The sequence below is a fragment of the Microbacterium bovistercoris genome (assembly GCF_003387575.1).
Classification (GTDB): Bacteria; Actinomycetota; Actinomycetes; order Actinomycetales; family Microbacteriaceae; genus Microbacterium; species Microbacterium bovistercoris.
Window position 1 is genome coordinate 130,157 of record NZ_QUAB01000041.1, and the last position, 24,326, is coordinate 154,482.

The window sequence follows — 24,326 nt, forward strand, 5'->3', positions numbered from 1 at the left end:
ACCTACTCCCGGATGTCGGAAGGGATACGCGAGAGGACCACGAGGTCGACGCGGCCCCCGTCGGTGAAACCGGCGTTGCGGGCCGTCCCCTCCCGCCGGAATCCGGCCTTCTCCGCCGCGCGCATCGAGGCGGCGTTCCCCGGCGCGATCCGCAGCTCGACGCGTTCGAAGCCGTGGTCGCGCAGCAGCCTCCGCGAGAACGCATCGACGGCGCGGGGCATCAGCCCGCGTCCGCGGAACGGCGCAGCCGTCCAGTACGACAGTTCGCAGGTCATCGCACGCCAGTCCACGCGCTTGGCATCGAGGCTGCCCGCGAGCTCGCCACCGGCCCGCACCGCGCGCACGATCCCGCGACCGCTGTCGCGGAGCTGTACGGACGTGGCTGCGCACCACTCCTCGGCGAGGGCCAGCGGGTAGGGATCGGGCACCGGCAGCCAGCGCCGCAGGCCAGGGTCGGAGAAGGCGTGCACCAAGGCCGGAGCATCGTCGACGGTCAGCGCATCGACGCGGAGTCCGTCGTCGGCGATCACAGTGACATCGGGAAACGCAGGCATCGGTTCAGTCTGCCTGATCGGGAGCTGCGTCCGCAGTGGGGTACTGTCACGGTATGTCGCGACTCGTGTCTGCAGCGCAGGAACCGAAGCCATGAGCTGGAACCGCGTCAGCGACCCGGAGCAGCGTGGCGTGCTCATCAGCGCGGCGGTCGGGCGCGTGTACGCGGCTCGCTCCGCTGCCGAACGACGAGACATCCCGGTGCCGGAGCTGGACAGCGGCGAGATCTGGCAGACCGATGACGGAACGGTGACGGTCTGGACGATCCCCGGTGACGGCGAGGTCGTGCTCGCGGACGTCGACGGTCCGACCATCGCCTGGCCGATTCTCGATGACCTCGCTGCCCAGGCTGGCTGGTCCGGCATCTGGCACTTCAGCTCGTTCGCGGAGGGGACCGAGATGGCTGCCCTCGCCGCAGCCGGCGATGCCCGTCGGGTCGCCACGAAGATGCGCGTCTCCGTCTCAGAGGTGCCCGCCCCCGCCGGCATCCGCCTGGTGCCGATGGGTGAGGACGACTTCGCGGCGTACCGGGCCGTCGCCGATGAGGACTATGCGCAGGAGCGGTTCGCCTCCGGCGCCGAACCCACGATCGAGGATTCCCGCCGCGTCGCGGCCGAGCAGATGGCAGAGCTGCTGCCGGACGGCCCGCGGACGCCCGGGCACCGGCTCTGGACCGTCCGTGACAGCGTGGGGGAGCGGGTCGGCATCCTCTGGGTGCACGTGGGCGAGGACGCCGCGTTCATCTACGACATCTCACTGGACGAGTCCCGGCGGGGGCAGGGGCTGGGCACGCAGGCGCTCCGCGCCGCCGCGGAGCAGACGGCGGCTGCCGGTCTTGATGTGCTGGCACTGAACGTCTTCGGCAGCAATGACGGTGCGCGACGACTCTACGCACGTGAGGGCTACCGCGAGACCGAGGCCCTCTGGTCCGTGCCGATCGGGAGGCACTCACGGACGGTCTCTGCTGACCGTCCGTGAGTCATGAGGCTCACGCCGTCAGCGCACGTGCCGTGCGAGGAATGCCGCGGCGTGCTCGGCGGCGGATGCCGGGATGCCGGTGTGCCCGCCCATATTGGCCAGAAGAGCCTTCTCCTCTGAGCCGAACGCGTCGAACAGGTCCAGCGCCATCTGACGGTCGTTGCCCTCGTCATCCCACTGCAGCATGACGTGCAAGGGGATGGTGACGCTCCGGGCCTCCTCGATGATCGAGCGCGGCACGTAGCTGCCGGCGAAGAGGCTCGCGGCGACGATCCGGGGTTCGACGACCGCGAGACGGACGCCGATGGAGATGACGCCGCCCGAGTACATCACAGGCCCGCGCAGTTCCGGCGACTGCAGCAGCTCGTCCAGGGCGCGCTGCAGCTCGGGGACGCCCTGTTCGACGAGCGGCAGGACGAGCCGGTCGACGACGTTGTCGGCGACCGGCTCGTCGGCGGCGAGTGCCTGTTGCAGGTCAGCGCGCGCCTGATCGACGACCGGCAGGCTCAGCCGATCGCCGGCTCCGGGGAGTTCGAGGGTTGCGCAGGCGTACCCGCCGGCTGCCGAGTGCTGCGCGCGTCCCCGCAGGCGCGGACGCATGCGCGCGAGGCCGCCCGGGTGGCCGAGCAGGGCGAGCGGGACGGGCACGTCAGCGCCCGCGGACGGGGGAGTCCAGAGGATGCCCGGGATTTCGCCCAGCAGGAAGTCGCGTTCGAGGACGCCGTCCTCGAGAAGGTGTTCTGAGGTGAAGTGCATGATCGTGCCTTTCGGGAGCTGAGATGGCGCTCCCGGACGATCTATCGCCCGACCGTGACCCCGGAGGGGAGCACCCATGTCGTCTTGTTCACGGATACCACCTCCTCGCTCTGCCGCACGGCGCGGATCAGACTAGCAGAGGGCTGCTAGACAGGAGTCGTGAGCACCATCACATCTCCTCGCACCCTCTATGTGTCGGACCTCGATCGCACCCTTCTGCGATCGGACGGCACTCTCGGTCAGTTGTCGGTCGAGTTGCTGAACGAGGTCATCGACCGTGGTGGATTGTTCACCATCGCGACAGCGCGTTCTCCGGCCTCGGCGCGGAAGGCGACTGCCGGGTTGCGGATGACCCTGCCCATCATCACCTACGGCGGCACTGTCACGGCCGATCCGGTGACGGGCACGGCATACGATGTGCGTTTCACGCAGCCGGACGTCGTCACCGACGTCATCCGGGCCGCGAAGGACCATGCGAACATCGAGCCGATCTTCTTCACGTTCGAGGACGGCCGCGATTGGATCCGCTGGGATCCGTCGCGGATGACAGTTGGCGTCGAAGTTTTCCTCTCGAAGCGCGGCGCGAAGGATCGGCGTCTCAGGCCGATCCTTGGCGATGATCCGCTCGACGTCCGGACTGTCCACTATGTCTCCATACTTGCCAAGCGCCCTGATCTGGTGGCGTTCCGTGCAGAGAATCAGGTAACGATGATGCACGTCGCGCACTTTCTCAGTACCGATCCGGGGACGCCCGGGTTGGACTGGTTGGAGTTCCACCACCCGGACGGGACGAAGGCCGCGGCTGTCCAACGGCTGCGAGCTGATGTCAAGGCGCACCGGCTGGTCGCGTTCGGCGACAACCACAATGACGCGCCGATGTTCGAGATCGCTGATGAAGCGCACGCCGTGCAGAACTCTGTGCCGGAGCTCGTTGCGATCGCGACGTCGGTCATCGACCATCACGAGGACGACGCGGTCGCCCGGTTCATCGCATCGGAAATGGCCGGGGTCAGTCGAAGCTGAACGGCATGCCGAGCTCCGTCCGGAGCTTCTGCGCGAAGATGTCCCGGTCGGCGGGGGAGACCCACCGCGCCTCGTCCTGTCGTTGGTACAGGCGATCGTCGGTGTAACGAGGGAAAACGTGCACGTGCAGGTGCCAGACGTCCTGGCCGCCGGACGGCTCGTTGTGCTGGCGGATCGAGGTCCCCTCGCATCCATACGATGACCGGATCCCGATGGCCAGCCGCTGCGTCAGCTCCCAGACCGCCTGCCCGTCGGCAGGGGAGAGGTCGTAGAGGTTCTCGGCGTGTGCACGCGGGATGACGAGCACGGCACCTGGATTGCCGGGCCACCACTTCGGCGCGATGCGGGCGAAGGCGCGATCGCTGACGGCGACGACGTCGGAAGGCAGGTTGCGCTCGTTGAACATCCCCTGCTGGATGCCGCAGAACGGACAGGTGTAACGGTCCGGTTCGTGGGTGGGCGGGTGCATGCGCGTTCAGATGTCGCGGCAGACGTCGACGATCAGGCCGCCGGGTCCGCGAAGATAGGCCGCCTCAGTGCCCCAGTCCGTCATGAGTGGACCGCTGAGCAGCTCCGCGCCGGCCGTGACGGCACGCGCGACGGCCGCAGTAACGTCATCGACGTAGTGGTGCAGGATCAGGCCGTCGAGCGCGCCCCAGGGCACCATCGCGTCGCGCGACAGCATCACTCGGATGCCGCCGGCGTCGAGTTCTCCGAAGTTCGGGTCATCCGTCAGCACGGCCCAGCCGTACGCCGCGGACAGCAGCTTCGTCGCCGTGGTCACGTCGTCGACCTGGAGATCGATCGCCTGCACGCCCATGGGGGTCCTTCCGTCCGATGTCCTGAGGCTATCGGGTGGGCGCTCAAGACGGTGCTGTCCAGTGCGCCGTGTAACGCCAGAACAGACGTCGCCGCATTCTGATGCCCGGCAGCACCTCGGCCGCCACGATGCGAATGTCGTCGAAGGTCTCGCGCGGTTCGGCGGTCGGCGCACGCATCGACGCCGGGGGAGCGGATGCCCGACGTGGGTGCTTCAGGAAGCCGATGACCGGATTGAGCGCGAGCGACACCAGCGATCGGGGGGCGTCCGCAGAGGTCTCCCTCGCCGCACCGACGATCAGGATCCTGCCCTGGGGGCGCAGTGCCGCACTGGCCTGATGCAGGGTCGCGCGCAACGGCATGTGGTGCAGTGAGGCCACGAACACGATGAGATCATAGGCGCCGCTCGGTTCGTCACCGAACTGCCGCTGTTCGATGCGAACCCGTGCGGATCCGTCGAATCGTCTTGCCGCCGATCGTGCCGTCTCCGCGTCGGGCTCGATGCCGATCACCACGGGGAGGACGCCTGCGAGCGCCGCGGCGAGATTGCCGCTGCCGCATCCGACATCCGCCGCGACGCGACCGCCGGCGCGTCGGACGGCTCGGGCGTGTCTCAGGACGAAATGCGAATAGGCATCGTTGTGCGACCACGGATGCGCGGCGTTGAATCGGTCCAGTGCCGCCAGGAGGTGTCGCATGAACGGAGGATATCGGGGGAGTGGACGACCGACGCCGTCTTAAGCCGGGCCCAGATCCTGCAGGATCGACGACACCAGGTCCTCCGTCGAGACCTCGCCGCCCACCCGCGTCTCGTCATGCCAGGGGAGTGGCTGCCACCCGTCGTACCAGTCGCGGATCTTGTCCGCGCCGAACTCCTTCGCCAGCGGTCGCCCCGCGTGGCGTCGTATCGTCTCGTCGAGTCCGATGTCGAACTGGTAGATCCGCGTCCGCCCTCGGTGGTCGTCGTGCAGGCGTTCGAGCGGCGCGGAGTAGTCGCGCAGGTTGAAGATCCCGTCCAGGATGACGTCGTATCCGAGGTTCAGAGCCTCGCGTGCGGCGCCGACGATCAGAATGCTCGCGTCTCGAGATCGCTGCACCCTGTCGTCGTTGCTCAGAATCTCGCGCCGGAAGTAGTCCTGATGGATCAGGGCGACCTTCGGCCCGAGTTCTGCGCGCAGAGCCACAGCCGTCGTCGTCTTCCCTGAAGCGGAATCGCCTCGGAGAATGACGAGACGAGTGGATTCGCTGCCGACGGAGGTCACGCCTACATCCTGTCAGCGGGAGCCGTGCGGGGATGGGGAAAGTCACGCGTACTGACATAATGTGCATTATCGGTGATTGTCCGACGTGCGACTGTCACGCCTGACTGTTCGCATCCGCGACGTCGACACCGTGGTTGCGCCACGCCTCCAGGAGCGCGCGATCACCACTCACTCCGACGGGGTCGAGTCGTGCGAGGCGCATCGCACTCGCACAGTGCACAGCGTCGTATCCGCGTAGCCCAGCTTCGTGCGCGATCGCTGCCGCGTCCTTCATCAGGCTGTCATCCAGTTCCACAATCTGAACCTGGCTCCAAAGCACGTCCAACACCGCGAGCGCCTGCGCGTGTACGTCCGAATCGATCCGCCGGGAACGCTCTGCCGCAGCCAGTGCCGCGGCCGCTTCGACGTACGTGATCCGAGCAGTGAAGCGGAGGCGGGAAACATCCCACAACCGCCCACAGCGCTCGCTACTCGGTTCGGAGATCAGCAGCGGCACGATCGCGGACGTGTCCAGGTACAGAATCATCGACGCTGCTCGACGATCAGATCGCTGACCAGCGTCCCCTCGGGCACGGCGATCGGCTCGGGCCTCGATGTCGTGGGCCGACTCGCGGGTGTCACGAGCCCCTCGGCGATGAGCTTCTCCAGGGCGCTGGGTGCATCGTACGGCATCAACCGAGCCACGGCCTTGCCGTGATCCGTGACCACGATCTCCTCGCCGTCACGCGCGGCCGCGACGTAGCGGCTCAAGCCGTCACGCAACTCCCGGATTCCGACGTTCATCACTCCCCCAATCATGTGGCGCTTTTCTATAGGACATAGTAGCCACTTGATATGGAGTGTGAGCCGGAGCGCTACAACATGTGCGGCGGGTCATCCTTGTACGCCGCGACGAGTTCGTCGGTGATGACGTGACCGGGCGCTCCGTGAAGGACGGGGATCCCGTGTCGCAGATGTGGCGCACGAGAGCGCAGCCCGTCCGCCACGATTGCCGGATACAGCGGCACTGTCTCATCCACGTCGTCGAAGGGCCGCCAGACGACAGGAACCACGGAACCGTCGATCTCTGTGAGCGTTCCGCCTTCAGCCGGCGGCTCGGGATCCAGTCGTCCGCTGTACAGAGCGACGATCTCGTGTCCGAGCTCTCCGTCGAACCGGAAGATGTTCTCGACCATCCCGACGAAGGCGAGGTCACGGATCTGCGCGCCGAGTTCCTCGTCGACCTCGCGGATGACCGCCTCGCGGTGCGTCTCCCCCAGCTCGACGCTGCCACCGACGAAGCGGTCGTACCCCTGCGGGTTCTCCCGCGACGGTGCGTTCCTGCTCACCAGGTGCCGCGTGCCGTCGGCGTTCGGAGCAATGAGCATGGCCTTGACACGGATGTACGAGCGATCGACCGGCATGATCTCATCCTGCCCGATACCGTTGACGACGTGACGCAGTCCGAATCCCCCGCTGAACTCCAGACGACGAATACGGATGCCTGGGCGCAGCTCTCCGGCGACTACGAACGCGCCCGCGGCCGCGAGGACTCGCTCGACCGCATGGTGGAGTGGCCTGCGCAGCGCGGGATGCTCGGCGACGTGAGCGGGCGCTCCATTCTCGACCTCGGCTGCGGAAACGGCGGCAAGATCGCCGAACTGGTGCGCGACGGCGCCGCCGAGTCGGTCGGTGTCGACATCAGCGGGAACTTCGTCGCCGATCCCCCGGTAGGCCTGCAACTCCTCCGGGCGGATCTCTCAGTGCCCCAAGCGATCCCGGAACTCACCGGCCGCCGGTTCGATCGCATCCTGTTCCTGCAGTCCTTCGGGTACGCCGCCGATCCCGTCGCCACTCTGGTCTCCGCCAGAGATCTCCTCACCGACGACGGCTTCATCCTGCTGACCAGAACCCAGCCGATCCGCTACGCCGTCGAGCGCATGGAGCAGAACGGCACCAGCCTCGGCGAGGAGTACTTCGCCGGCGGCACGCACTTCCACGTCAGCGGGTGGAACGACGGGATCGCGCTCGCCAAGCGCACGTACACGATCAGCGACCTGCTCAACATCTTCGCCGCAGCCGGACTCCGGGTCGAGGCTGCGGCTGAGCCACAGCTGTCCGAGGAGGACGCCCGCCGCTTGCCGCACAAGAAGGCCTGGCTGGACAAGCACCTCGGCATCCTGATCTTCCGGCTCCGCCCCGTCGCCGCGGCGGGTTGACGACCGACAGCACCGACGAGCAGTTGCGGAGTCGTTCGACTAGTCTGATTCCCAGCCACGATGAGGCCTGACAACCCTCGGCTCCGAAGGAGCAGTCGTGCTCGTGCGTCCGGCGTCACCGACGAGAGGCCGGCGGTACGTCGGCGAAGGTGTGGTGGCACCGCGATCTGGCCCCCGCCCGCACCTCCAGGGCTTCCGCATCCTGGAGGAATCATGAAACCACCCGTACCGTCTCGGACTCTCGCCGCAGAGCTCACCCATGCCGAACCGGGCACCGAGGTTCGTTTGCAGGGCCACGTGCACCGCAGACGCGAACTCGCCACGGTGAGCTTTCTCATCATCCGCGACCGCTCCGGGCTCGCTCAGGTCGTCGTCCGCGCCGACGAGATCGGCGACGACGGGCTCCCGCCCGAGGAGACCGTCGTCGACATCGTCGGCATCGCCACGGCGAACGCCCATGCGCCCGGCGGCATCGAGGTCGTCTCCCCCGTCGTCACGCTGCTCACCGAGCCGGCTGCAACGCCACCGGTCGAGCTGTGGCGACCGGCGCTGACCGCTGGGCTCCCGACCCTGTTGGACAACGCCCCAGTGACCTGGCGTCACCCGGCGCAGCGCGCCAAATGGCAGATTGCATCAGCAAGCCTGCAGGGCTTCCGCGCCACTCTGGACGCCGCGGGCTTCACCGAGATCCAGACGCCCAAGCTCGTGGCATCCGCCACGGAGTCCGGCGCGAACGTGTTTCCGGTGGACTACTTCGGCCGCCAGGCGTTCCTCGCTCAGAGCCCGCAGTTCTACAAGCAGCAGCTCGTCGGCGTCTTCGAGCGCGTCTACGAGGTCGGGCCGGTGTTCCGCGCCGAGCCGCACGACACGGTCCGGCACCTCGCCGAGTACGTCTCCCTCGATGTGGAGTTCGGCTTCATCAGCGACCACCACGATGTGCTCAGGATGCTGCGCACGGTGCTCACGGGCATGACCGACGCGATTGCGATGCAGGCGGGCGAAGCGGTCGAGCTGCTGCAGCTCCGGCTTCCGTCGATCCCCGACGAGATCCCGGTGATCCACTTCTCCGAGGCCCTGACGCGCGTCGGCGCTCCTGCCGACGAACCGGACCTCGCCCCCGAGCACGAGCGAATCCTGGGCGACTGGGCCTTGCGGGAATTCGGCAGCGACGTGCTGGCAGTCGAGGGCTATCCGATGCGCAAGCGCCCGTTCTACACGCATCCGCAGCCCGACGACACGCGCTGGAGCAACAGCTTCGACCTGATCTTCCGTGGACTCGAGCTCGTCACCGGCGGGCAGCGTCTGCACCGCTACGGTGACTACGTCGAAGCGCTCACCGCACGAGGCGAGTCTCCTGCTGCCTACGAGGGCTACCTGCAGACGTTCGCGCACGGAATGCCCCCGCACGGCGGCTTCGCGATCGGACTGGAGCGATGGGTCGGCCGACTGATCGAGGCCCCCAACATCCGCGAGGTCACGCTCTTCCCGCGCGACGTGCATCGCCTCACGCCGTGAGGGCGGCCGGGCTGAGAGCGGATGCCGGTTCTCAGCCCGGCCGTCCTTCACCGCACTTCGAGCCCGCGCAGCCACTCGTTCGCGGCGACCGGGTACAGCGGCACATCGAGGTCGGCGTCATCGAACGGACGCCACACCACGGGAACGATCGAGCCGTCGATCTCTGTGAGCGTTCCGCCTTCCGCGGGCGGCTCGGGATCGAGTCGTCCGCGGTACAGAGCGACGATCTCGTGTCCGAGATCTCCGTCGAGCCGGAAGATGTTCTCGACCACTCCCAGGAAGGCGAGGTCGCGGATCTGCGCGCCGAGCTCCTCATCGACCTCACGGATGATCGCCTCGCGGTGCGTCTCCCCCAATTCGACGCTCCCGCCGACGAACCGGTCATACCCCTGCGGGTCCTCGAGCGAGGGCGCGTTCCTGCTCACCAGGTGCCGTCTGCCGTCAGGGCTCGGCGCGATCAGCATGGCCTTGACACGGATGTACGAGCGATCGATCGGCATGTCTCCATCCTTCAGCTTCGGCAGTTCGGCCACGATCTCGGCCTTGCTCGCCGTGTAGTCGCCCCACCCGGTGGCCTGCACCGCGGCGCGCTCTTTGACGGCGAGGTAACGGGCGCGGGCATCGGACGACCGTCGGAGCAGATCACGGAAGTCCACGCGATCCCGCCACTGACGAGAGCCGTCGATGACGACGTGCACGACAGCCGTACGAGCTTCGCGGTTCGGAAGACTCAGCCACGCATGGCCGTCCCGTTCTCCCTCCAGGTCGAATCCATCCGCCACGAGCAGGGCCACCGTCGCCGAGATCCGGCCTGAGGGCACGCCGATGAGGACGTCGATCACATCCTTCGCAGGGAGCTCGGGAACGGATGTCGACCCGATGTGCTCGATCGGCACGGCGCCCAGGGTCGCTGCGATCCGTTCACGCAGCGTCCCGTATCGCTCGGCCCACTCATCGAAGCGACTGAGGACCAGGACGACCCGCTCCCCCGTCATCGCTCGGCGAGTTCTGCGGGCAGCTCGGTGATGAGGATGTTCGTCGCGCCGACCAATGCGGCGACGACCTCGGGTGCCGCCGTCGCGTAGAGCTGCGCATAGTCGTGTTCACCGCGATCCTCATCGATCCGGTAGGCCAGTGCGAACGTCGCATCCGTCGGATTCTGCTTCCGCAGTTCGCCGGCGAGCGCCCTCACCTCGTCATCGTCACTCTGCACGAACGCGTCGCTCGCCAGATACCGAGCGGGATCAGCCGCACCGAACATCGGATCGTTCATTGCAGGCGCACCCGCGCGATTGCGAGCATATGCGCGCTCTGGTCCCGGATGCCCGGCTCGGCGGATGCAGCGCGCGCCAGGATCATCGCGGCGTCCTGCACGTCCTGACCGAGGCCGCTCGCCACCTCGAGGAAAAGCCCCGCAGGCCCCTCGACGCCGACGACGTCGAGAACGTCCAACCCCGCTGCCTCGACCTCCGCAAGCAGTTCTTCGGCGGTGTGGAAGTGTCCGGCGGGGAAGCGCATCCCTGATCCCGGCGTGCCGTCCGCGATCAGTGCTGCCCACTCCCCCGGGATCGGCGAGGGAACCTCACGCGCCAGAGTCGCGGCACCGAACGCGACATATCGCGAAAGCCCGGCGGCGAGCACCATTCCGCCCGGACGCACGACGCGCGCTGCCTCGCGCAGCGCCGTGAGCCGATCCTCCGCGGACGCCAGGTGGTACAGCGGCCCGAGCAGCAGCGCCGCGTCGAACGATCCGTCCTCGTAGGGAAGCGCCCGAGCGTCACCGACCCGCGCGGCGACCCCTGCTTCGGAGGCGCGTTCGACATGCTTCGGCACAGGTTCGATCAACTCGACGTCGTATCCGTCGCCTTGCAGCGCGACGGCGTGCACACCGGATCCGCCGCCGATGTCGAGCACGCGACCCCGCGGCACGTGCGCACGGATGAGCTCCTGCGTCCGCCGGAACTCCAGCGGACCCTGAGCCGAACGCGTCGTCAGCCGCACGCTCTCGTCGAACACATCGCCGTAGTAGGTCTGGATGCGTGCGTCGATCTCGGTCTGCGAAGAGGTCATGAACGGATGCTAGCGAGCCGCACGCTGCCGTGCGGCTTCGTACAGCATGAGCGTCGCCGCGTTCGACGCATTCAGCGAGCTCGCCGAACCCCGCATCGGAACCCGCACTGTGACATCCGCAGCCTCGCGCCACCCGCGCGAGAGTCCGACCGTCTCATTGCCGATCAGCACCAGGCTCGGCTGCGTGAAGTCGTAGTCCCAGACGTCCACGTCGCCATGCTCGTCGGTCGCGACCAGCGTCACCGGGAGGCCCGTCGAGCGGATCCCGGAGACCCAATCCTGCACCGGCCCCTGCGACGCCGCGCGCACCACAGGTGTCGCGAACAGCGATCCGGTCGATGAGCGCACCGACTTCGGGTCGTACGGATCGGCGGCGTGCCCCGACACGATGAGTCCGTGCCCGCCGAGGGCGTCGAGTGATCTCAGGATCGCGCCGATGTTGCCCGGCTGCGTCGGGCGGTCGAACACCATCCCGAGGAAGTCCTCCGGCGTCGGAATGCGGGCGAAGTCATCATCCGGCATCTGCGCGATGAGGATCAGCTCGGGCGCCTCATCGTCCTTGCCGGAGAGCTCTGCGAGCAACTCGGCACTCATCGCGATCGATTCAGACGCCGAGGACAGCGCCTCCTGCGCCCATGATGACAGCTTCCGCTGCGCATTGAAGATCGCCGTCTCGATCGTCCAGCCGTGCGCGATCGCCTGATTGATCGGGCGCACGCCCTGCACGAGGAAATGGCCGTCGCGCAGCCGCCTGTTGCGGTTGTGCAGCAGCGCTTCGATCAGCTGGAAGCGCGAATTGCGGGATGAGATCCTCAGCGGCATCCGATCATGATCCCACGTACTGGGCGAGGTGCTCGCCCGTCAGTGTCGATCGGTCGGCGATCAGCTGGGCGGGGGTGCCTTCGAACACGATCTTCCCGCCGTCGTGTCCGGCGCCCGGCCCCAGGTCGATGATCCAGTCGGCGTGCGCCATCACGGCCTGGTGGTGCTCGATGACGATCACTGTCTTGCCGGAATCGACCAGCCGGTCGAGCAGGCCGAGGAGGTTCTCGACATCCGCGAGGTGCAGGCCTGTGGTGGGCTCGTCCAGCACGTAGACGTCTCCGCCCTCCGCCATCTGAATGGCGAGCTTGAGACGCTGCCGTTCACCGCCCGACAGGGTGGACAGCGGCTGTCCGAGCGTGAGGTATCCGAGACCGACATCCGCCATGCGCGCCAGCATCTTCTCCACCGCGGGGATCCGCGCCTCTCCCCCGCTGAAGAACTCCTGCGCCTCGCGGACCGGCATGTCGAAGACCTCGACGATGTCCTTACCTGCCAGCCGGTACTCCAGCACGGCCGGCTGGAAACGCTTGCCTCCGCAGTCCTCGCACGGGGTCTCGACGGTGTCCATGAAGCCGAGTTCGGTCACGATCACGCCCGATCCCTTGCACGACGGGCAGGCGCCTTCCGAGTTCGCGCTGAACAGTGCCGGCTTGACACCGTTCGCCTTCGCGAACGCCTTGCGGATCGGTTCGAGCATTCCGGTGTAGGTGGCGGGGTTACTGCGCCGCGAGCCCTTGATCGCGGTCTGGTCGATGGTGACGACGCTGTCGCGTCCGGCCACCGATCCGTGGATCAGTGAGCTCTTGCCCGACCCCGCGACGCCGGTGACAACCGTCAGCACACCGAGCGGGATGTCGACGTCGACGTCCTTCAGATTGTTCTCATCCGCTCCGCGCACCTCCATCGCGCCCTCCGCCGAGCGCACCTCTTCCTTCACCGCAGCGCGATCGTCGAGGTGCCGGCCCGTCAGAGTGCCGCTCGAGCGCAGTCCGTCAACGCTCCCCTCGAAGCAGATCTCGCCACCCGCACTGCCGGCGCCCGGCCCGAGATCGACGACATGGTCGGCGATCGCGATCGTCTCGGGCTTGTGCTCCACGACCAGCACGGTGTTGCCCTTGTCCCGCAGCTGTCGGAGCAGCCCGTTCATCCGCTGGATGTCGTGCGGATGAAGGCCGATCGTCGGTTCGTCGAAGACGTAGGTGACGTCGGTGAGGGACGATCCGAGATGCCGCAGCATCTTGATCCTCTGCGCCTCGCCCCCGCTCAGAGTTCCCGACGGACGGTCGAGGCTCAGGTACCCGAGCCCGAGCATGACGAACGCGTCGAGGTTGGCGCTCAACGCATTCAGCAGCGGTCCCGCTCCGGGCTTGTCGACGCTCCGCACCCACTCGGCCAGATCCGTGATCTGCATCCGGCAGGCGTCCGCGATGCTGATGCCGTCGATCTTCGACGAGCGGGCGCCCTCGGTCAGCCGCGTGCCATCGCACTCGGGGCAGGTCGTGAACGCCGCCGCGCGTTCGACGAAACGGCGGATGTGCGGCTGGAGCGCGTCGAGGTCCTTCGACAGCATCGCCTTGGTGATCTTCGGGATAAGACCCTCATAGGTGATGTTGATGCCGTTGACCTTCACCTTGGTGATCTCGCCGTAGAGGAAGTTGTGCCGCTGCTTCTCGGTGAAGGTTGAGATCGGCTCATCCGCCGAGTAGAAGCCCGACTCCGCGAACTGGCGCACCATCCAGCCGTCCGCCGTATAGCCGGGAACGAGGATCGCACCGTCGTTCAGCGAAAGGCTCTCATCGACCACCTGGCTGAGGTCGACGTCCGAGACTGTGCCGCGGCCCTCGCAGCGCGGACACATGCCACCCAGATAGATGGCGTCCTTGACGATCTTCTTCTCGCCCTTGGGCCCGGTCATCACGCCACTGGCCTTCTGCGTCGGGATGTTGAACGAGAACGCCGTCGGTCCGCCGATGTACGGTTCGCCGAGTTTGGAGAACAGGATGCGCAGCATCGCGTTCGCATCGGTAACCGTGCCCACCGTTGAGCGCGGATTCGCCCCGAGCCGCTCCTGATCGACGATGATCGCCGTGGTCAGCCCTTCGAGCACGTCGACGTCGGGTCTGGGCACCGAGGGCATGAAGCCCTGGACGAAGGCGCTGTAGGTCTCGTCGATCATCCGACGGGACTCCGCGGCGATCGTGTCGAAGACCAGGGAGCTCTTCCCCGATCCGGAGACTCCCGTGAACACGGTGAGCCTCCGCTTGGGGAGGACGACGCTGACATCCTTCAGATTGTTCTCACGGGCCCCCTCGACGCGGATGCTGTCGTGGGCGTCGGCGACGTTCGTCATCGTCGTCCTCTCTGGCTCAGGCTGCCTGCTGCAGACGCACCATATTGCCCGCCGGGTCTCGGAACGCGCAATCACGGATGCCGTAGGGCTGATCGATCGGCTCCTGCACCACGTCGGCACCCTTGGCCTCGATGGCCGCGAACGCCTCATCCACGTCGGTCGTCTGGAGCACGATGCCCCCGTAGCTGCCCTTGGCCATGAGCTCGAGGATCGTGGTGCGCTCCTGGTCATTGATGCCGGGGTCGACGGCCGGCGGCGTCAGCACGATCGCCGTGTCCGGCTGGCCGACCGGTCCGACCGTGATCCATCTCATCTCCTGATAGCCGACGTCCTTGCGCACTTCAAATCCGAGCACGTCCCGGTAGAAGGCGAGGGATGCCTCGGCGTCGGTGTGCGGAAGGAAACTGGCGTTGATCTTGATGTCCATGTCTCCGACGCTACGCATCGCTGCCCGCGCCCGCTTCTCGATTCCTGATCGGTCTCGTGGCCTGCTTCTCGACCCAGGACGGGATGCCGGGCCCGAGCCCTGGGTCGTCCCGGTAGGTGCTCGGCGGCGCTCCGACGAGCTCGGAGAAGCGGGTGCTGAAGGTACCGAGCGAGGAGAACCCCACCTCGAAGCAGACGTCGGTGACCGATAGGTCGCCACGCCGGAGCAGTGCCATGGCCCGCTCGATCCGGCGCGTCATCAGGTACGAGTACGGCGACTCGCCGAAAGTCTGCTTGAAGCGCCTGCTGAGGTGTCCGGCAGACATGTGCGCTCCCCTGGCCAGGGCCTCGACGTCGAGCGGCTGAGCGTACTCGCGGTCGATCCGGTCACGGACTTTGCGGAGAACGACGAGCTCACGCAGTCGCGGGTCATCCGCCGGTGTCACATTCACCTCACGATCGTGGCACGGGCTGCGGGGTTCCACGGAATGGAAACGGCAACCACTACGCTGGTACCTGCCTCACAGGAGGTTCCCAGAAAGGAAACATCATGTCTGATGCTCTCTCGGAAGCGAAGGGCTTCGTCAAGTCCGTCCGGGTCTTCCTCGCCGTCTCGGGCGCGATCGCCCTCATCGCCGGCCTCATCCTGCTCATCTGGCCGGGTAAGTCGGCAGTGATCGTCACGGCGATCATCGCCGCGTACCTGATCATCGCCGGTCTGGTCTACATCGCGCTCGGCATCTTCTCCAAGGAGAAGGGCGGGTGGGCGCGTGTGGGCCACATCGTGCTCGGCCTGATCTACATCGTCGCCGGTGTGATCGCGTTCACCAACCTGGCCGCGGCCGCCGCGACGCTCGCCTTCGTGGTCGCCATCCTGATCGGTGTCAGCTGGATCATCGACGGCATCGTCTCGCTCAGCCTGCTGGGCAAGGCCGCCTCGAAGACGTGGACCGTCATCTACTCGATCCTCAGCATCGTCGCCGGTGTCGTCGTGCTCTTCTCGCCGCTGTACGCCGCTGTCGTGCTGTGGTGGATCCTGGGCATCGCCCTCGTGGTGCTCGGCATCGTGCAGATCGTCCGTGCGATCACGCTCGGCAAGGATGCGAAGGAGATCGAGGACACCCTCAAGACCGAGGTCTGATCCGCGCACTCATGAGAATGGCCCCGTCCGAATCGGACGGGGCCATTCTCATGCACGCGGTGAGGTCACTCGGCGACGAAGCCGGAGGTGTCCCCCACCAGGCGGGTGTTGTCCTCGGGCACCGGGTCCACGGCAGCCTGTGCGACCTCGGCCGCGAACTCCGACACGTTGTAGAGCTTGCCGGCGGACTCGCGGCGCTCCGAGATCGCCCCCGGGTTCATCCGCTCGAGAAGGGTGGCGGTGATGGTCCCCTCGATCATGTCGCCGGAGACGACGGTGAACCCGACGCCCGCCTCGGCGAGGCCGGGGATGAGCTCGCGCAGAGCATCCTCGCCGGCACGCTTGGACTTGGCGACCGGCTCGTACTCGGGCATCGTCGGGGTGGTCCTGATGAAGTGCGCCTGATGGCTGGTCACGAAGACCACACGCGAGCCCTCACCCAGCAGCGGACGGGCCTGCTCCAGCACGTCGACCTGCGCGTCGCGGTTCAGCTTCAGCGCATAGTCCTCGGCCATGCCGGACTCCATGCCTCCGGAGGCGTTGAGCACCAGGATGTCGAGGCGACCGAACTCCTCGGTCACCTTCGCGAACATCTCGCCGACGGATGCCGGGTCGGTGAGGTCCGCCGCGACGACGAGCGCCTTGCGGCCCAGGCCGCGCAGCTCGGTCGCGAGCTTCTCGGCACGGGGCGCCTTGTTGCGGTAGTTGATCACCACGTCGGCCCCGGCCTGCGCGAAATAGCGGACGGTGTCGGCGCCGATGCCCCGCGACGATCCGGTGACGAGAGCCACCTTGCCGTCGAGGGAGCCAGCGGGAAGAACGTCGGTCACTGGTGCTCCTTGGAATGCTCTGTTTCGCCGCGACCGCGACGATCTCACCCTACAACGGAGGGGCCCGCCGACCCGGTCCGGCCCGTGATAGGTTCGCACCAAACAGGAAGGGTGACCATGTTCGAGATGATCGAGCAGTGGGCGTGGATCGGCTGGCTGGTGCTGATCGCGCTGTTCCTCGTGATCGAGATGCTCTCGCTCGACTTCACCTTCCTCATGCTCGCCTTCGGCGGCGGCGTCGGTCTCATCACCGATCTGATCGGGATGCCCGTCTGGCTGCAGGTGATCATCGCAGGCATCGCCGCTGCGCTGTTCATCCTCTTCCTGCGACCGCCGCTGCTGCACCGGCTCCGACGGGGCGAGGACCCCGCCAAGTCCAACGTCGACGCGCTCATCGGCCTGCACGGCACCGCTCTGGCGGACATCACGCGGATCAGCGGCGAGGTCAAGCTCAGCAACGGCGACACCTGGACCGCGCGCAGCTCGACTGACGCGCCCATCCCCCGGGGCGGGCGCATCCAGGTCATCGAGATCACCGGGGCGACGGCGGTCGTCCGCCCCGTCAGCGAATAGGAGCATCGTGGACGATTCGTTCATCCCCACAGCGATCGGGTGGATCCTCGCGATCGCGGTGATCATCCTCGTGATCGTCACCGTCGCGCGTGCGATCCGCATCATCCCGCAGGCCACAGCCGGCGTCGTCGAGCGCCTCGGGCGCTACCACAAGACCCTGACGCCGGGCCTGAACATCCTGGTGCCCTTCATCGACCGGCTGCGGCCGCTCATCGACATGCGCGAGCAGGTCGTCTCCTTCCCGCCTCAGCCGGTGATCACCGAGGACAACCTCGTGGTGTCGATCGACACCGTCGTGTACTTCCAGGTGACGGATGCCAGGGCCGCGACGTACGAGATCGCCAACTACCTCGGCGCGGTCGAGCAGCTCACCACGACCACCCTGCGCAACGTGGTGGGCGGTCTGAACCTCGAAGAGGCGCTGACGAGCCGCGATGAGATCAACGGTCAGCTGCGCGTCGTCCTCGACGAGGCGACGGGCAAGTGGGGCATCCGCGTGGGTCGCGTCGAGCTGAAGGCCATCGATCCGCCCGTCTCCATCCAGGACTCGATGGAGAAGCAGATGCGCGCCGAGCGTGACCGCCGCGCCGCGATCCTCACCGCCGAGGGCTCGAAGCAGTCGCAGATCCTCGAGGCCGAGGGGCAGCGCCAGGCGGCCATCCTCAAGGCCGAGGGCGACAAGCAGGCCGCCGTGCTGCGAGCGCAGGGCGAGGCGGAGGCCATCCAGAACGTCTTCTCAGCGATCCACATCGGTCAGCCCGATGACAAGCTGCTGGCCTACCAGTACCTGCAGATGCTGCCGAAGATCAGCGAGAGCCCGTCCAGCAAGCTGTGGATCATCCCGAGCGAACTGACCGACGCCTTGAAGTCCTTCGGCACGGCATTCTCCCCGAAGCCGGGCGGCACTCCCCCGACGCCTCCGACGCTGCCCGGCGCGTGACGCACCCGTACTTCGCCGGCACCGGCCTTCCGCGCGTCCTCGCCCACCGCGGTCTTGCGACGCCCGAGGGCGAGGAATCCTCGGTGTGGGAGAACTCCGCCGGCGCCTTCGCCCAGGCGGTGACGGCGGGCGCGGAGTTCATCGAGACGGACTGCCAGGTCACGGCCGACGGAGACGTCGTGCTCTTCCACGATGACACGCTGGAGCGCCTCACCGGCGACCAGCGGCCGGTCTCAGCGGTGCGCACGGCCGAACTGCGGGCACTCTTCGCCGAGCACGGCGGACTGATGACCGTCGGGGAGGCTCTCGACGCGTTCCCCGACACGCGATTCAACATCGACGTCAAGACCGACGCCGCCGCGGAGCCCATCGGCGCTCTGGTCGCCGCTCACACGCAGAGGCTGCTGATCACGAGCTTCTCGGATGCCCGTCGGCTGCGCGCGCTCGACGCGATCAGGCGTGCAGGCGCGGCCGAACCGCCGGCGACATCGGGAGGGCGTCGCTCCATCGTCGCGCTGCGTGCGCTGTCCGCTCTGCACGTCGTCCCCGGGACGGCCCTGCGCGGCATCGACGCGGTGCAGATACCGGTGGCGCAGGGATCGTTCCGCGTCCTGACCCCGGCGCTTCTCCGCGCCGCGCACCGGCACGGCGTGGAGGTGCACGTCTGGACGGTGAACGACCCGGCGCAGATGCGCGAGCTCCGCGAGCTCGGCGTCGACGGCATCATCAGCGATCATGCCGATGTCGCCCTGCGCACCCTCGCCGCCTGACAGCTGTCTCATCAGTTCGCAGCCGGTGCTGGGATTCCGCTGTGAAAGGGTCTAAGATTCAGGCCCTGTGGATGATCCGCACAGGCAGGTTCGTTATACCTGACAGCGACGAGAGGACCACAAAATGGCAGATCGCAGCCTGCGCGGCATCCGACTCGGCGCCCAGAGCCTACAGAGCGAAGAGGGCGTCGTGTTCATGGAGCGGAGCGCCACCACCTACGCGTGCCCGGCTTGCGGGCACGAGACCACCCTGATGTTCGCGGCCGACGCGGAGCCCCCGCAGACCTGGGAGTGCCGTTCCTGCGGCGCCGACGCACTGCTCGAGGTCGACGGCAAGCCGGTGAAGCCCGCCGAGGACGACGAGAAGGCCGCCCGCACGCACTGGGACATGTTGCTCGAGCGCCGCACGCGCGCCGAGCTGGAAGAGCTGCTCGAGGAGCGGCTCGCCTACATCCGCGCCCGTCGCGGCGCCGGCGACGACCCGACTCGCCAGAAGATCGGCGCCTGATCAGGCCCGACGCCGTCGGGCGAGGACGCCGCTGAGCACCAGCCCGGCGAGCCCGCCCCACAGCAGGACCTGCTGAAGCCAGGGTCCGACCACGACTCCCGCCGTGAGGCCGGTGCGAAGCTCGACATCGTCGAGCAGCGCACCGGCCTCATCCGCGTCCAGCGTGGACATGGTGGAGCCGTCAGGACGGATGGTCTGGCTGGTGCCCACCGTGGAGATGTTCACGACGCTGCGGCCGGTCTCGATGGCCCGCGTGCGCGCGTAGGCGAGCTGCTGCAGGTTCTCGTCGGTGCCGCGGAAGTCCGCGTTGTTGGTCTGGAAGATCAACACCTGAGCCCCGCCGGTGACGCCTTCGCGGATGACCTCGTCGTAGATGACGTCGAAGCAGATCGCGAGGCCCACGAGCACGTCGCCGACCTGCATGAGGGGCGGGTTGGAGCCCGGGGTGTACTCGCGCTGCAGCAGCCCGATCAAGTCGGGGACGATGGCGTTGTAGAACGCCCGATCCGGTACGTACTCCCCGAAGGGCACCGGATGCCGCTTGTCATGAATCTGGTCCGCGGTTCCGTCGGAGGTCCACAGGAACGAGGTGTTGAAGATGTCGTCGCCCCGCTCGGTGGCGGTGTTCGCCAGCAGCGGCGCTCCGGCCTCGGTCACGACTCGCGTGAGGCGACGCGCCGTCGCCGGATCCTGGAACGGGTCATAGCCCGCCGAACCCTCCGGCCAGACGACGAGATCGAGATCCCGGCCGTACAGCGGCTCGGTCGCCGCCATCTGGGAATCGATGACCGAGTACGGCTCGCGATCGTCGAAGTAGCCGGTCGGGCCGTTCCCCTGCACGGCGCCGATCCGCATGTCGCCCGCCACCGATGTCGGGAACAGGGGCGTGAGCAGCAGGACGATCGCAAGCGCCGCCGGCGCGATCAGATGCAGTGGACGGCGCCAAGCTCCCGTGCGCGCCACTTCGATCAGCAGGGCCGTGGTGGTGACGATGAGGAAGCTCAGTCCACTCACCCCTGCCCAGGAGGTCACGGACCCGAGCGGACTCTCCGACTGCGTCATCCCGAGCCGCGCCCAGGGGAATCCGCCGTACGGCCAGTTGCCGAGGAACAGCTCGTGGCCCGTCCAGAGTGCGCCGACCAGCACCGGAAGGGTGAACAGCCTCCCCCGTGGCCAGACGGGCGGCACCCAGCGGTAGGCGAGGGCGATCGGCAGCAGGGCGACGGCGGTGAGCCCGCCCTCGACGACGGTCAGTGCGGACCACGGGATGGTCCCGAGGTAGCGGCTCGTCCAGGAGACGAGCAGTCCGAAGAACAGCAGGCCGTATACGAGTCCGACCAGGATCGCGCCCCAGGCCCGTCGTCCGATCAGCGCGAGCAGCAGCAGCGCCGTACCGGGGAACACCAGGGGCCAGACGGCGGGCTCCGGGAAGGCCGCGCGCATGAGCAGTGCGGCAAGGGCTGCCGCGGGCAGGGCGAGCCAGAGCGGCAGCAGCGGCTGCGGCCGCGCTGATCTGTCGACGGGCGCGGAGCGGTCCGTGTCGGGCATCCGGGGCCTACAGTCCTGAATAGGCGACGATGCCCCGGCGCACGCCGTCGAGAGCGCGTCGCGCGGTGCGGGCGAGATCCCCGTCCTCGGCGACGATGGAGAGCTGATCGAGCAGGTCGATGGTCTGTTTCGTCCAGCGGACGAAGTCCCCGGCCGCCATGTCCGCCTCGATGAGCACCCGATCCAGCATGCCTCCGCGTGCCCACTCGTGCATCGCGGCGGCGAGACCGGGCGCCAGCGGCTCGGTGCCCGGCAGCCTGTGGTCGTGCTCCAGGTCGTCGAGCTGCGCCCACAGCTCGATGGTGCGGTCGTAGGCGATGCGGAAGGCGCCGCGCGGCATGCCCCGCTCCCCCGCATTCTGCTCGTCACGGCGCGGCTCGTAGACCAGGCAGCACGCCATCGCGGCCAGAGAGGGCGCGTCCAGCTGCTTCCAGATTCCCTGGCGCAGGGCCTCAGCGACCAGCAGGTCGCGTTCGCCGTAGATGCGGCGCATCGTGCGTCCGGCATCCGTCAGCTGGAGGTCGTCGCCCTCGCCGGTGACGTAGTGGACCGCCTGCAGCACCTCGAGCACGCGGTCGAAGATCCGCGCCACGGTGCCGGTGCGGTTCTCGATCTGACGACGGGTGCGGTCCGTCTCGCGCTTGAGCTTCCAGTACCGCTCGGCCCAGCGGGCGTGTGCCTCGCGGTCGGGGCAGGAGTGGCAGGGGTGCCGCTGCATCCGCGTGCGCAACTGTTGGATCTTGTGCAGCCGCTTGTCGCGCACCGCGCGAGGAGCGGCGGCATCCTTGCGGTGCTTCTTCTCGAGATCGCTCAGTTCGCGCCGGATGCCGGCGTACTCGGTGAAGTCTCCGTGCTCGCAGGTCATCGCCTCGACGTAGCCGGCGAGCGACGTCTCGGCCTCCTTCACCTGACGCGCCAGACCCACGACAGCGCGGTCGGCCTGGAACTGCGCGAAGGAGGACTCCAGGATCTCGCGCGCACGCGCGCGCCCGAAGCGGTCGATGAGGTTGACCGCCATGTTGTAGGTCGGACGGAAACTGGAGTTGAGAGGGTAGGTGCGGCGGGAGGCCAGAGCGGCGACCGCCTGCGGATCCATCCCTTCGGTCCACTGGACGACCGCGTGTCCTTCGACATCGATGCCGCGACGCCCGGCACGGCCGGTGAGCTGGGTGTACTCCCCCGACGTGATCGCGACACGCGCCTCGCCGTTGAACTTCTCCATCTTCTCCAGCACGACCGTGCGGGCCGGCATGTTGATGCCGAGTGCGAGGGTCTCCGTGGCGAAGACGGCCTTGAGCAACTTGCGCTGGAAGAGTTCTTCCACGACCTCCTTGAACGCGGGCAGAAGACCGGCGTGGTGCGAGGCCACACCGCGCTCGAGATCATCGCGCCACTGCCAGAACCCGAGCACGTCGAGGTCCTCGTCCTTCAGCGCCCGCGTGCGATCGTTCACGATCTCGCGGATCTCGGTGCGCTCCTCGGCGGTCGTGAGCCGCAGCCCGGAGCGCCGCACCTGCTGCACGGCCGCATCGCAGCCGACCCGGCTGAAGATGAAGAAGATCGCCGGCAGCAGATTCGCGTTGTCGAGCAGACGCACGACCTCGGGGCGATCCATCCGTTCGATCCGACGGACGTTGGAGGAGCGCACCGGCCGCTTCCCGCCGCGCGGCGGGCGCTGGGCCTGCCGGCCCGCGTGCCGCGCGCTGCGATACTCCTGCGCGCGCCTGTTGTCGTCGTACCGCGATCCGGTGAAGGAACGGATGCGCATGAGCTCCTGATTCACCTGCGCGGTGGCGATGCCTGCTCTGTCGTCGAACAGCGGCAGCAGGTCATCGCGCACCAGCACGTGCTGCTCGAGCGGCACGGGCCGGGTCTCGGACACGATCACGTCGGTGTCGCCGCGCACGGTGTCGAGCCAGTCGCCGAACTCCTCGGCGTTGGACACGGTCGCGCTGAGCGACACCAGCCTCACCTGCGGCGGCAGATGGAGGATGACCTCTTCCCAGACCGGACCGCGGAATCGGTCGGCGAGGTAGTGCACCTCGTCCATCACGACGTACCGCAGACCGGTGAGCGCCGGCGAGTCCGCATAGAGCATGTTGCGCAGCACCTCGGTGGTCATGACCACCACGCGCGCACTGCCGTTGATGTTCGTGTCTCCGGTGAGCAGACCGACCTCGTCCTCACCGTAGACGTCGACCAGCTCGCGGAACTTCTGGTTCGACAGCGCCTTCATCGGCGTGGTGTAGAACGCCTTGTCACCGGGCGTCTGCATGGCGAGATGGATCGCGAACTCGCCGACGATCGTCTTGCCCGCGCCGGTCGGCGCGGCCACGAGCACGCTGCGTCCGCGCTCGAGCGACTGACACGCCGCCACCTGGAACGGATCCAGGCGGAAACGCAACTGCGCGGCGAACGCCGACGCCTGCGGGTGGTCGCGTCGGTCGTTCGCCTCGGCGAAGCGATCGGCGGCCGAACTCATGCGGGCAGATCGGGGTCGAGCCCCATCGCGATCATGCGCTTGCGCTTGCGCTTGTCGAAGATCAGCGCGAGCCCGCCGGCCGCGAAGTACAGCACCGTCAGGATGCCGGCCAGCAGGAACATGCTCACCACGTCGGCGGGCGGCGTCGCGATCGCCGAGAACACGATCGCCACCAGGATGGCCCAGCGCCAGCCCTTGAAGATCGCCTTGCCCGTCAGGATGCCCGCCATGTTCAGGCCGATCATGAACACCGGCGTCACGAACGAAATGCCCACCACGATCATCAGCTTGAAGATGAAGTCGTAGTACTCACGGGCGCTCATGAAGCTGGTGCCGGTCTGCGGTGTGAAGCCGACCAGCATCTCGATGACGTGCGGACTGACGATCATCGCGGTGTAGCAGCCCGCGAAGAACAGCGGGATCGCCGCGGCGACGAATCCGATCGTGTACTTGACCTCTTTGCGCGTCAGACCGGGCATGATGAACGCCCAGATCTGCCACAGCCACACCGGCGCCGCCAGCGTCAGTCCGATCGCGAACGCCATGCGCATGCGAAGGTCGAACGCCGCGGTCACGGTGCCGAAGTTCAGCGAGACGTAGTTCACGCCCCGCTCGTTCTGCAGATCAGCGATCGGACGCGAGATGAAGTCGATGATCGGATCCGTCACGAAGAACGCCACGATCATCGCGACGACGATCGTGATCGCCGCGATCGTCAAACGCTTGCGGAGCTCGCGCAGATGCGCGCCGAGCGACATCC

The 24,326-nt window shown here is 67.5% G+C and carries 29 protein-coding genes; 9 read left to right on the plus strand and 20 right to left on the minus strand.

The features are described 5' to 3' along the window. Window positions 1-2: 2 nt before the first annotated feature. Window positions 3-554 (minus strand): GNAT family N-acetyltransferase, encoded by a 552-nt coding sequence (locus DY023_RS18000; RefSeq protein ID WP_181905795.1) that lies wholly within the window; start codon window positions 552-554, stop codon window positions 3-5. A 91-nt stretch (window positions 555-645) separates the two neighbouring features. Here DY023_RS18000 and DY023_RS09720 point away from each other — a divergent pair, with 91 nt between their 5' ends. Continuing rightward, window positions 646-1,530, plus strand: coding sequence for a GNAT family N-acetyltransferase (locus tag DY023_RS09720; protein ID WP_116242132.1), 885 nt, complete (start codon window positions 646-648; stop codon window positions 1,528-1,530). A gap of 18 nt (window positions 1,531-1,548) precedes the next feature. On the opposite strand, the gene DY023_RS09725 is transcribed toward DY023_RS09720, so the two are convergent. After that, entirely contained in the window at window positions 1,549-2,286 is a 738-nt protein-coding gene (locus DY023_RS09725) for an alpha/beta hydrolase (RefSeq protein ID WP_116242133.1), read from the minus strand. Window positions 2,287-2,445: 159 nt separating this feature from the next. On the opposite strand from DY023_RS09725, the gene DY023_RS09730 reads away from it, so the two are divergent. Next, window positions 2,446-3,309 carry an HAD hydrolase family protein gene (locus DY023_RS09730; protein ID WP_116242134.1) on the plus strand — a complete coding sequence of 288 codons (864 nt, stop codon included), beginning with the start codon at window positions 2,446-2,448 and terminating at the stop codon, window positions 3,307-3,309. Here the strand turns inward: DY023_RS09730 and DY023_RS09735 are convergent. From DY023_RS09735 to DY023_RS09765, 7 genes are all read right to left on the minus strand, one after another. Then, on the minus strand, window positions 3,296-3,778 hold the full coding sequence (locus tag DY023_RS09735; protein ID WP_116242135.1) for an HIT family protein: 483 nt from the start codon (window positions 3,776-3,778) through the stop codon (window positions 3,296-3,298). The two genes, DY023_RS09730 and DY023_RS09735, sit on opposite strands and share 14 nt — an antisense overlap. Before the next feature lie 6 nt (window positions 3,779-3,784). Then, a complete protein-coding gene (locus tag DY023_RS09740) occupies window positions 3,785-4,129 on the minus strand; it encodes a VOC family protein (protein ID WP_116242136.1) in 345 nt (114 codons plus the stop codon). 43 nt (window positions 4,130-4,172) lie between these two features. Next, window positions 4,173-4,826 (minus strand): class I SAM-dependent methyltransferase, encoded by a 654-nt coding sequence (locus DY023_RS09745; RefSeq protein ID WP_116242137.1) that lies wholly within the window; start codon window positions 4,824-4,826, stop codon window positions 4,173-4,175. A gap of 39 nt (window positions 4,827-4,865) precedes the next feature. After that, on the minus strand, window positions 4,866-5,390 hold the full coding sequence (locus DY023_RS09750; protein WP_116242138.1) for an AAA family ATPase: 525 nt from the start codon (window positions 5,388-5,390) through the stop codon (window positions 4,866-4,868). A 94-nt stretch (window positions 5,391-5,484) separates the two neighbouring features. Continuing rightward, entirely contained in the window at window positions 5,485-5,916 is a 432-nt protein-coding gene (locus DY023_RS09755) for a type II toxin-antitoxin system VapC family toxin (RefSeq protein ID WP_116242139.1), read from the minus strand. Beyond that, window positions 5,913-6,173: a type II toxin-antitoxin system Phd/YefM family antitoxin gene (locus DY023_RS09760; RefSeq protein WP_116242140.1), complete on the minus strand. Its 261-nt coding sequence runs from the start codon at window positions 6,171-6,173 to the stop codon at window positions 5,913-5,915. The genes DY023_RS09755 and DY023_RS09760 overlap by 4 nt, the downstream gene beginning before the upstream one ends. Before the next feature lie 71 nt (window positions 6,174-6,244). Continuing rightward, on the minus strand, window positions 6,245-6,793 hold the full coding sequence (locus DY023_RS09765; RefSeq protein WP_116242141.1) for an NUDIX domain-containing protein: 549 nt from the start codon (window positions 6,791-6,793) through the stop codon (window positions 6,245-6,247). A 30-nt stretch (window positions 6,794-6,823) separates the two neighbouring features. On the opposite strand from DY023_RS09765, the gene DY023_RS09770 reads away from it, so the two are divergent. Both DY023_RS09770 and aspS read left to right on the plus strand, forming a co-directional pair. Next, complete coding sequence (locus DY023_RS09770; RefSeq protein ID WP_245958653.1) at window positions 6,824-7,588, plus strand: class I SAM-dependent methyltransferase; 765 nt, start codon at window positions 6,824-6,826, stop codon at window positions 7,586-7,588. A gap of 213 nt (window positions 7,589-7,801) precedes the next feature. Next, on the plus strand, window positions 7,802-9,103 hold the full coding sequence (aspS, locus tag DY023_RS09775; protein WP_116242142.1) for an aspartate--tRNA(Asn) ligase: 1,302 nt from the start codon (window positions 7,802-7,804) through the stop codon (window positions 9,101-9,103). A 47-nt stretch (window positions 9,104-9,150) separates the two neighbouring features. Here the strand turns inward: aspS and DY023_RS09780 are convergent, their stop codons facing one another. From DY023_RS09780 to DY023_RS09810, 7 genes are read right to left on the minus strand one after another with little or no spacing between them, the layout of a single operon-like run. After that, window positions 9,151-10,098 (minus strand): GrpB family protein, encoded by a 948-nt coding sequence (locus tag DY023_RS09780; protein WP_116242143.1) that lies wholly within the window; start codon window positions 10,096-10,098, stop codon window positions 9,151-9,153. Further along, window positions 10,095-10,376: a hypothetical protein gene (locus DY023_RS09785; RefSeq protein ID WP_147303286.1), complete on the minus strand. Its 282-nt coding sequence runs from the start codon at window positions 10,374-10,376 to the stop codon at window positions 10,095-10,097. The genes DY023_RS09780 and DY023_RS09785 overlap by 4 nt, the downstream gene beginning before the upstream one ends. After that, a complete protein-coding gene (locus tag DY023_RS09790) occupies window positions 10,373-11,173 on the minus strand; it encodes a class I SAM-dependent methyltransferase (RefSeq protein ID WP_116242145.1) in 801 nt (266 codons plus the stop codon). The genes DY023_RS09785 and DY023_RS09790 overlap by 4 nt, the downstream gene beginning before the upstream one ends. A 9-nt stretch (window positions 11,174-11,182) precedes the next feature. Further along, window positions 11,183-11,995, minus strand: a complete 813-nt coding sequence (locus DY023_RS09795; protein WP_116242146.1) for a TrmH family RNA methyltransferase — start codon at window positions 11,993-11,995, stop codon at window positions 11,183-11,185. A 4-nt stretch (window positions 11,996-11,999) separates the two neighbouring features. Continuing rightward, window positions 12,000-14,348, minus strand: coding sequence for an ATP-binding cassette domain-containing protein (locus DY023_RS09800; RefSeq protein WP_116242147.1), 2,349 nt, complete (start codon window positions 14,346-14,348; stop codon window positions 12,000-12,002). Between the two features lie 16 nt (window positions 14,349-14,364). Beyond that, window positions 14,365-14,775 (minus strand): VOC family protein, encoded by a 411-nt coding sequence (locus DY023_RS09805; RefSeq protein ID WP_116242148.1) that lies wholly within the window; start codon window positions 14,773-14,775, stop codon window positions 14,365-14,367. Window positions 14,776-14,785: 10 nt separating this feature from the next. Continuing rightward, window positions 14,786-15,226 (minus strand): helix-turn-helix transcriptional regulator, encoded by a 441-nt coding sequence (locus DY023_RS09810; protein ID WP_181905796.1) that lies wholly within the window; start codon window positions 15,224-15,226, stop codon window positions 14,786-14,788. A gap of 98 nt (window positions 15,227-15,324) precedes the next feature. Here DY023_RS09810 and DY023_RS09815 point away from each other — a divergent pair, with 98 nt between their 5' ends. After that, window positions 15,325-15,915, plus strand: a complete 591-nt coding sequence (locus DY023_RS09815; protein WP_116242149.1) for an HdeD family acid-resistance protein — start codon at window positions 15,325-15,327, stop codon at window positions 15,913-15,915. A gap of 65 nt (window positions 15,916-15,980) precedes the next feature. On the opposite strand, the gene DY023_RS09820 is transcribed toward DY023_RS09815, so the two are convergent. Then, window positions 15,981-16,745 carry an SDR family oxidoreductase gene (locus DY023_RS09820; protein ID WP_116242150.1) on the minus strand — a complete coding sequence of 255 codons (765 nt, stop codon included), beginning with the start codon at window positions 16,743-16,745 and terminating at the stop codon, window positions 15,981-15,983. A 117-nt stretch (window positions 16,746-16,862) separates the two neighbouring features. Here DY023_RS09820 and DY023_RS09825 point away from each other — a divergent pair, with 117 nt between their 5' ends. The 4 genes from DY023_RS09825 to DY023_RS09840 all read left to right on the plus strand — a co-directional run bounded on the left by DY023_RS09825 (window position 16,863) and on the right by DY023_RS09840 (window position 19,536). Continuing rightward, window positions 16,863-17,318, plus strand: coding sequence for an NfeD family protein (locus DY023_RS09825; protein ID WP_116242151.1), 456 nt, complete (start codon window positions 16,863-16,865; stop codon window positions 17,316-17,318). Between the two features lie 34 nt (window positions 17,319-17,352). Next, window positions 17,353-18,258: an SPFH domain-containing protein gene (locus DY023_RS09830; protein ID WP_425453451.1), complete on the plus strand. Its 906-nt coding sequence runs from the start codon at window positions 17,353-17,355 to the stop codon at window positions 18,256-18,258. Then, window positions 18,255-19,028 carry a glycerophosphodiester phosphodiesterase family protein gene (locus DY023_RS09835; protein WP_116242153.1) on the plus strand — a complete coding sequence of 258 codons (774 nt, stop codon included), beginning with the start codon at window positions 18,255-18,257 and terminating at the stop codon, window positions 19,026-19,028. Before DY023_RS09830 ends, DY023_RS09835 begins: the two co-directional genes overlap by 4 nt. A 124-nt stretch (window positions 19,029-19,152) precedes the next feature. After that, window positions 19,153-19,536: an RNA polymerase-binding protein RbpA gene (locus DY023_RS09840; protein ID WP_116242154.1), complete on the plus strand. Its 384-nt coding sequence runs from the start codon at window positions 19,153-19,155 to the stop codon at window positions 19,534-19,536. Here DY023_RS09840 and lnt read toward each other — a convergent pair whose 3' ends face one another. Genes lnt through tatC form a run of 3 tightly spaced genes read right to left on the minus strand, consistent with a single transcriptional unit; the run spans window position 19,537 to window position 24,324 of the window. Continuing rightward, window positions 19,537-21,084 carry an apolipoprotein N-acyltransferase gene (lnt, locus tag DY023_RS09845; protein ID WP_116242155.1) on the minus strand — a complete coding sequence of 516 codons (1,548 nt, stop codon included), beginning with the start codon at window positions 21,082-21,084 and terminating at the stop codon, window positions 19,537-19,539. A gap of 7 nt (window positions 21,085-21,091) precedes the next feature. Then, window positions 21,092-23,566, minus strand: coding sequence for a DEAD/DEAH box helicase (locus DY023_RS09850; RefSeq protein WP_116242156.1), 2,475 nt, complete (start codon window positions 23,564-23,566; stop codon window positions 21,092-21,094). After that, entirely contained in the window at window positions 23,563-24,324 is a 762-nt protein-coding gene (gene tatC, locus DY023_RS09855) for a twin-arginine translocase subunit TatC (RefSeq protein WP_116242157.1), read from the minus strand. Before tatC ends, DY023_RS09850 begins: the two co-directional genes overlap by 4 nt. Window positions 24,325-24,326: the final 2 nt, after the last annotated feature.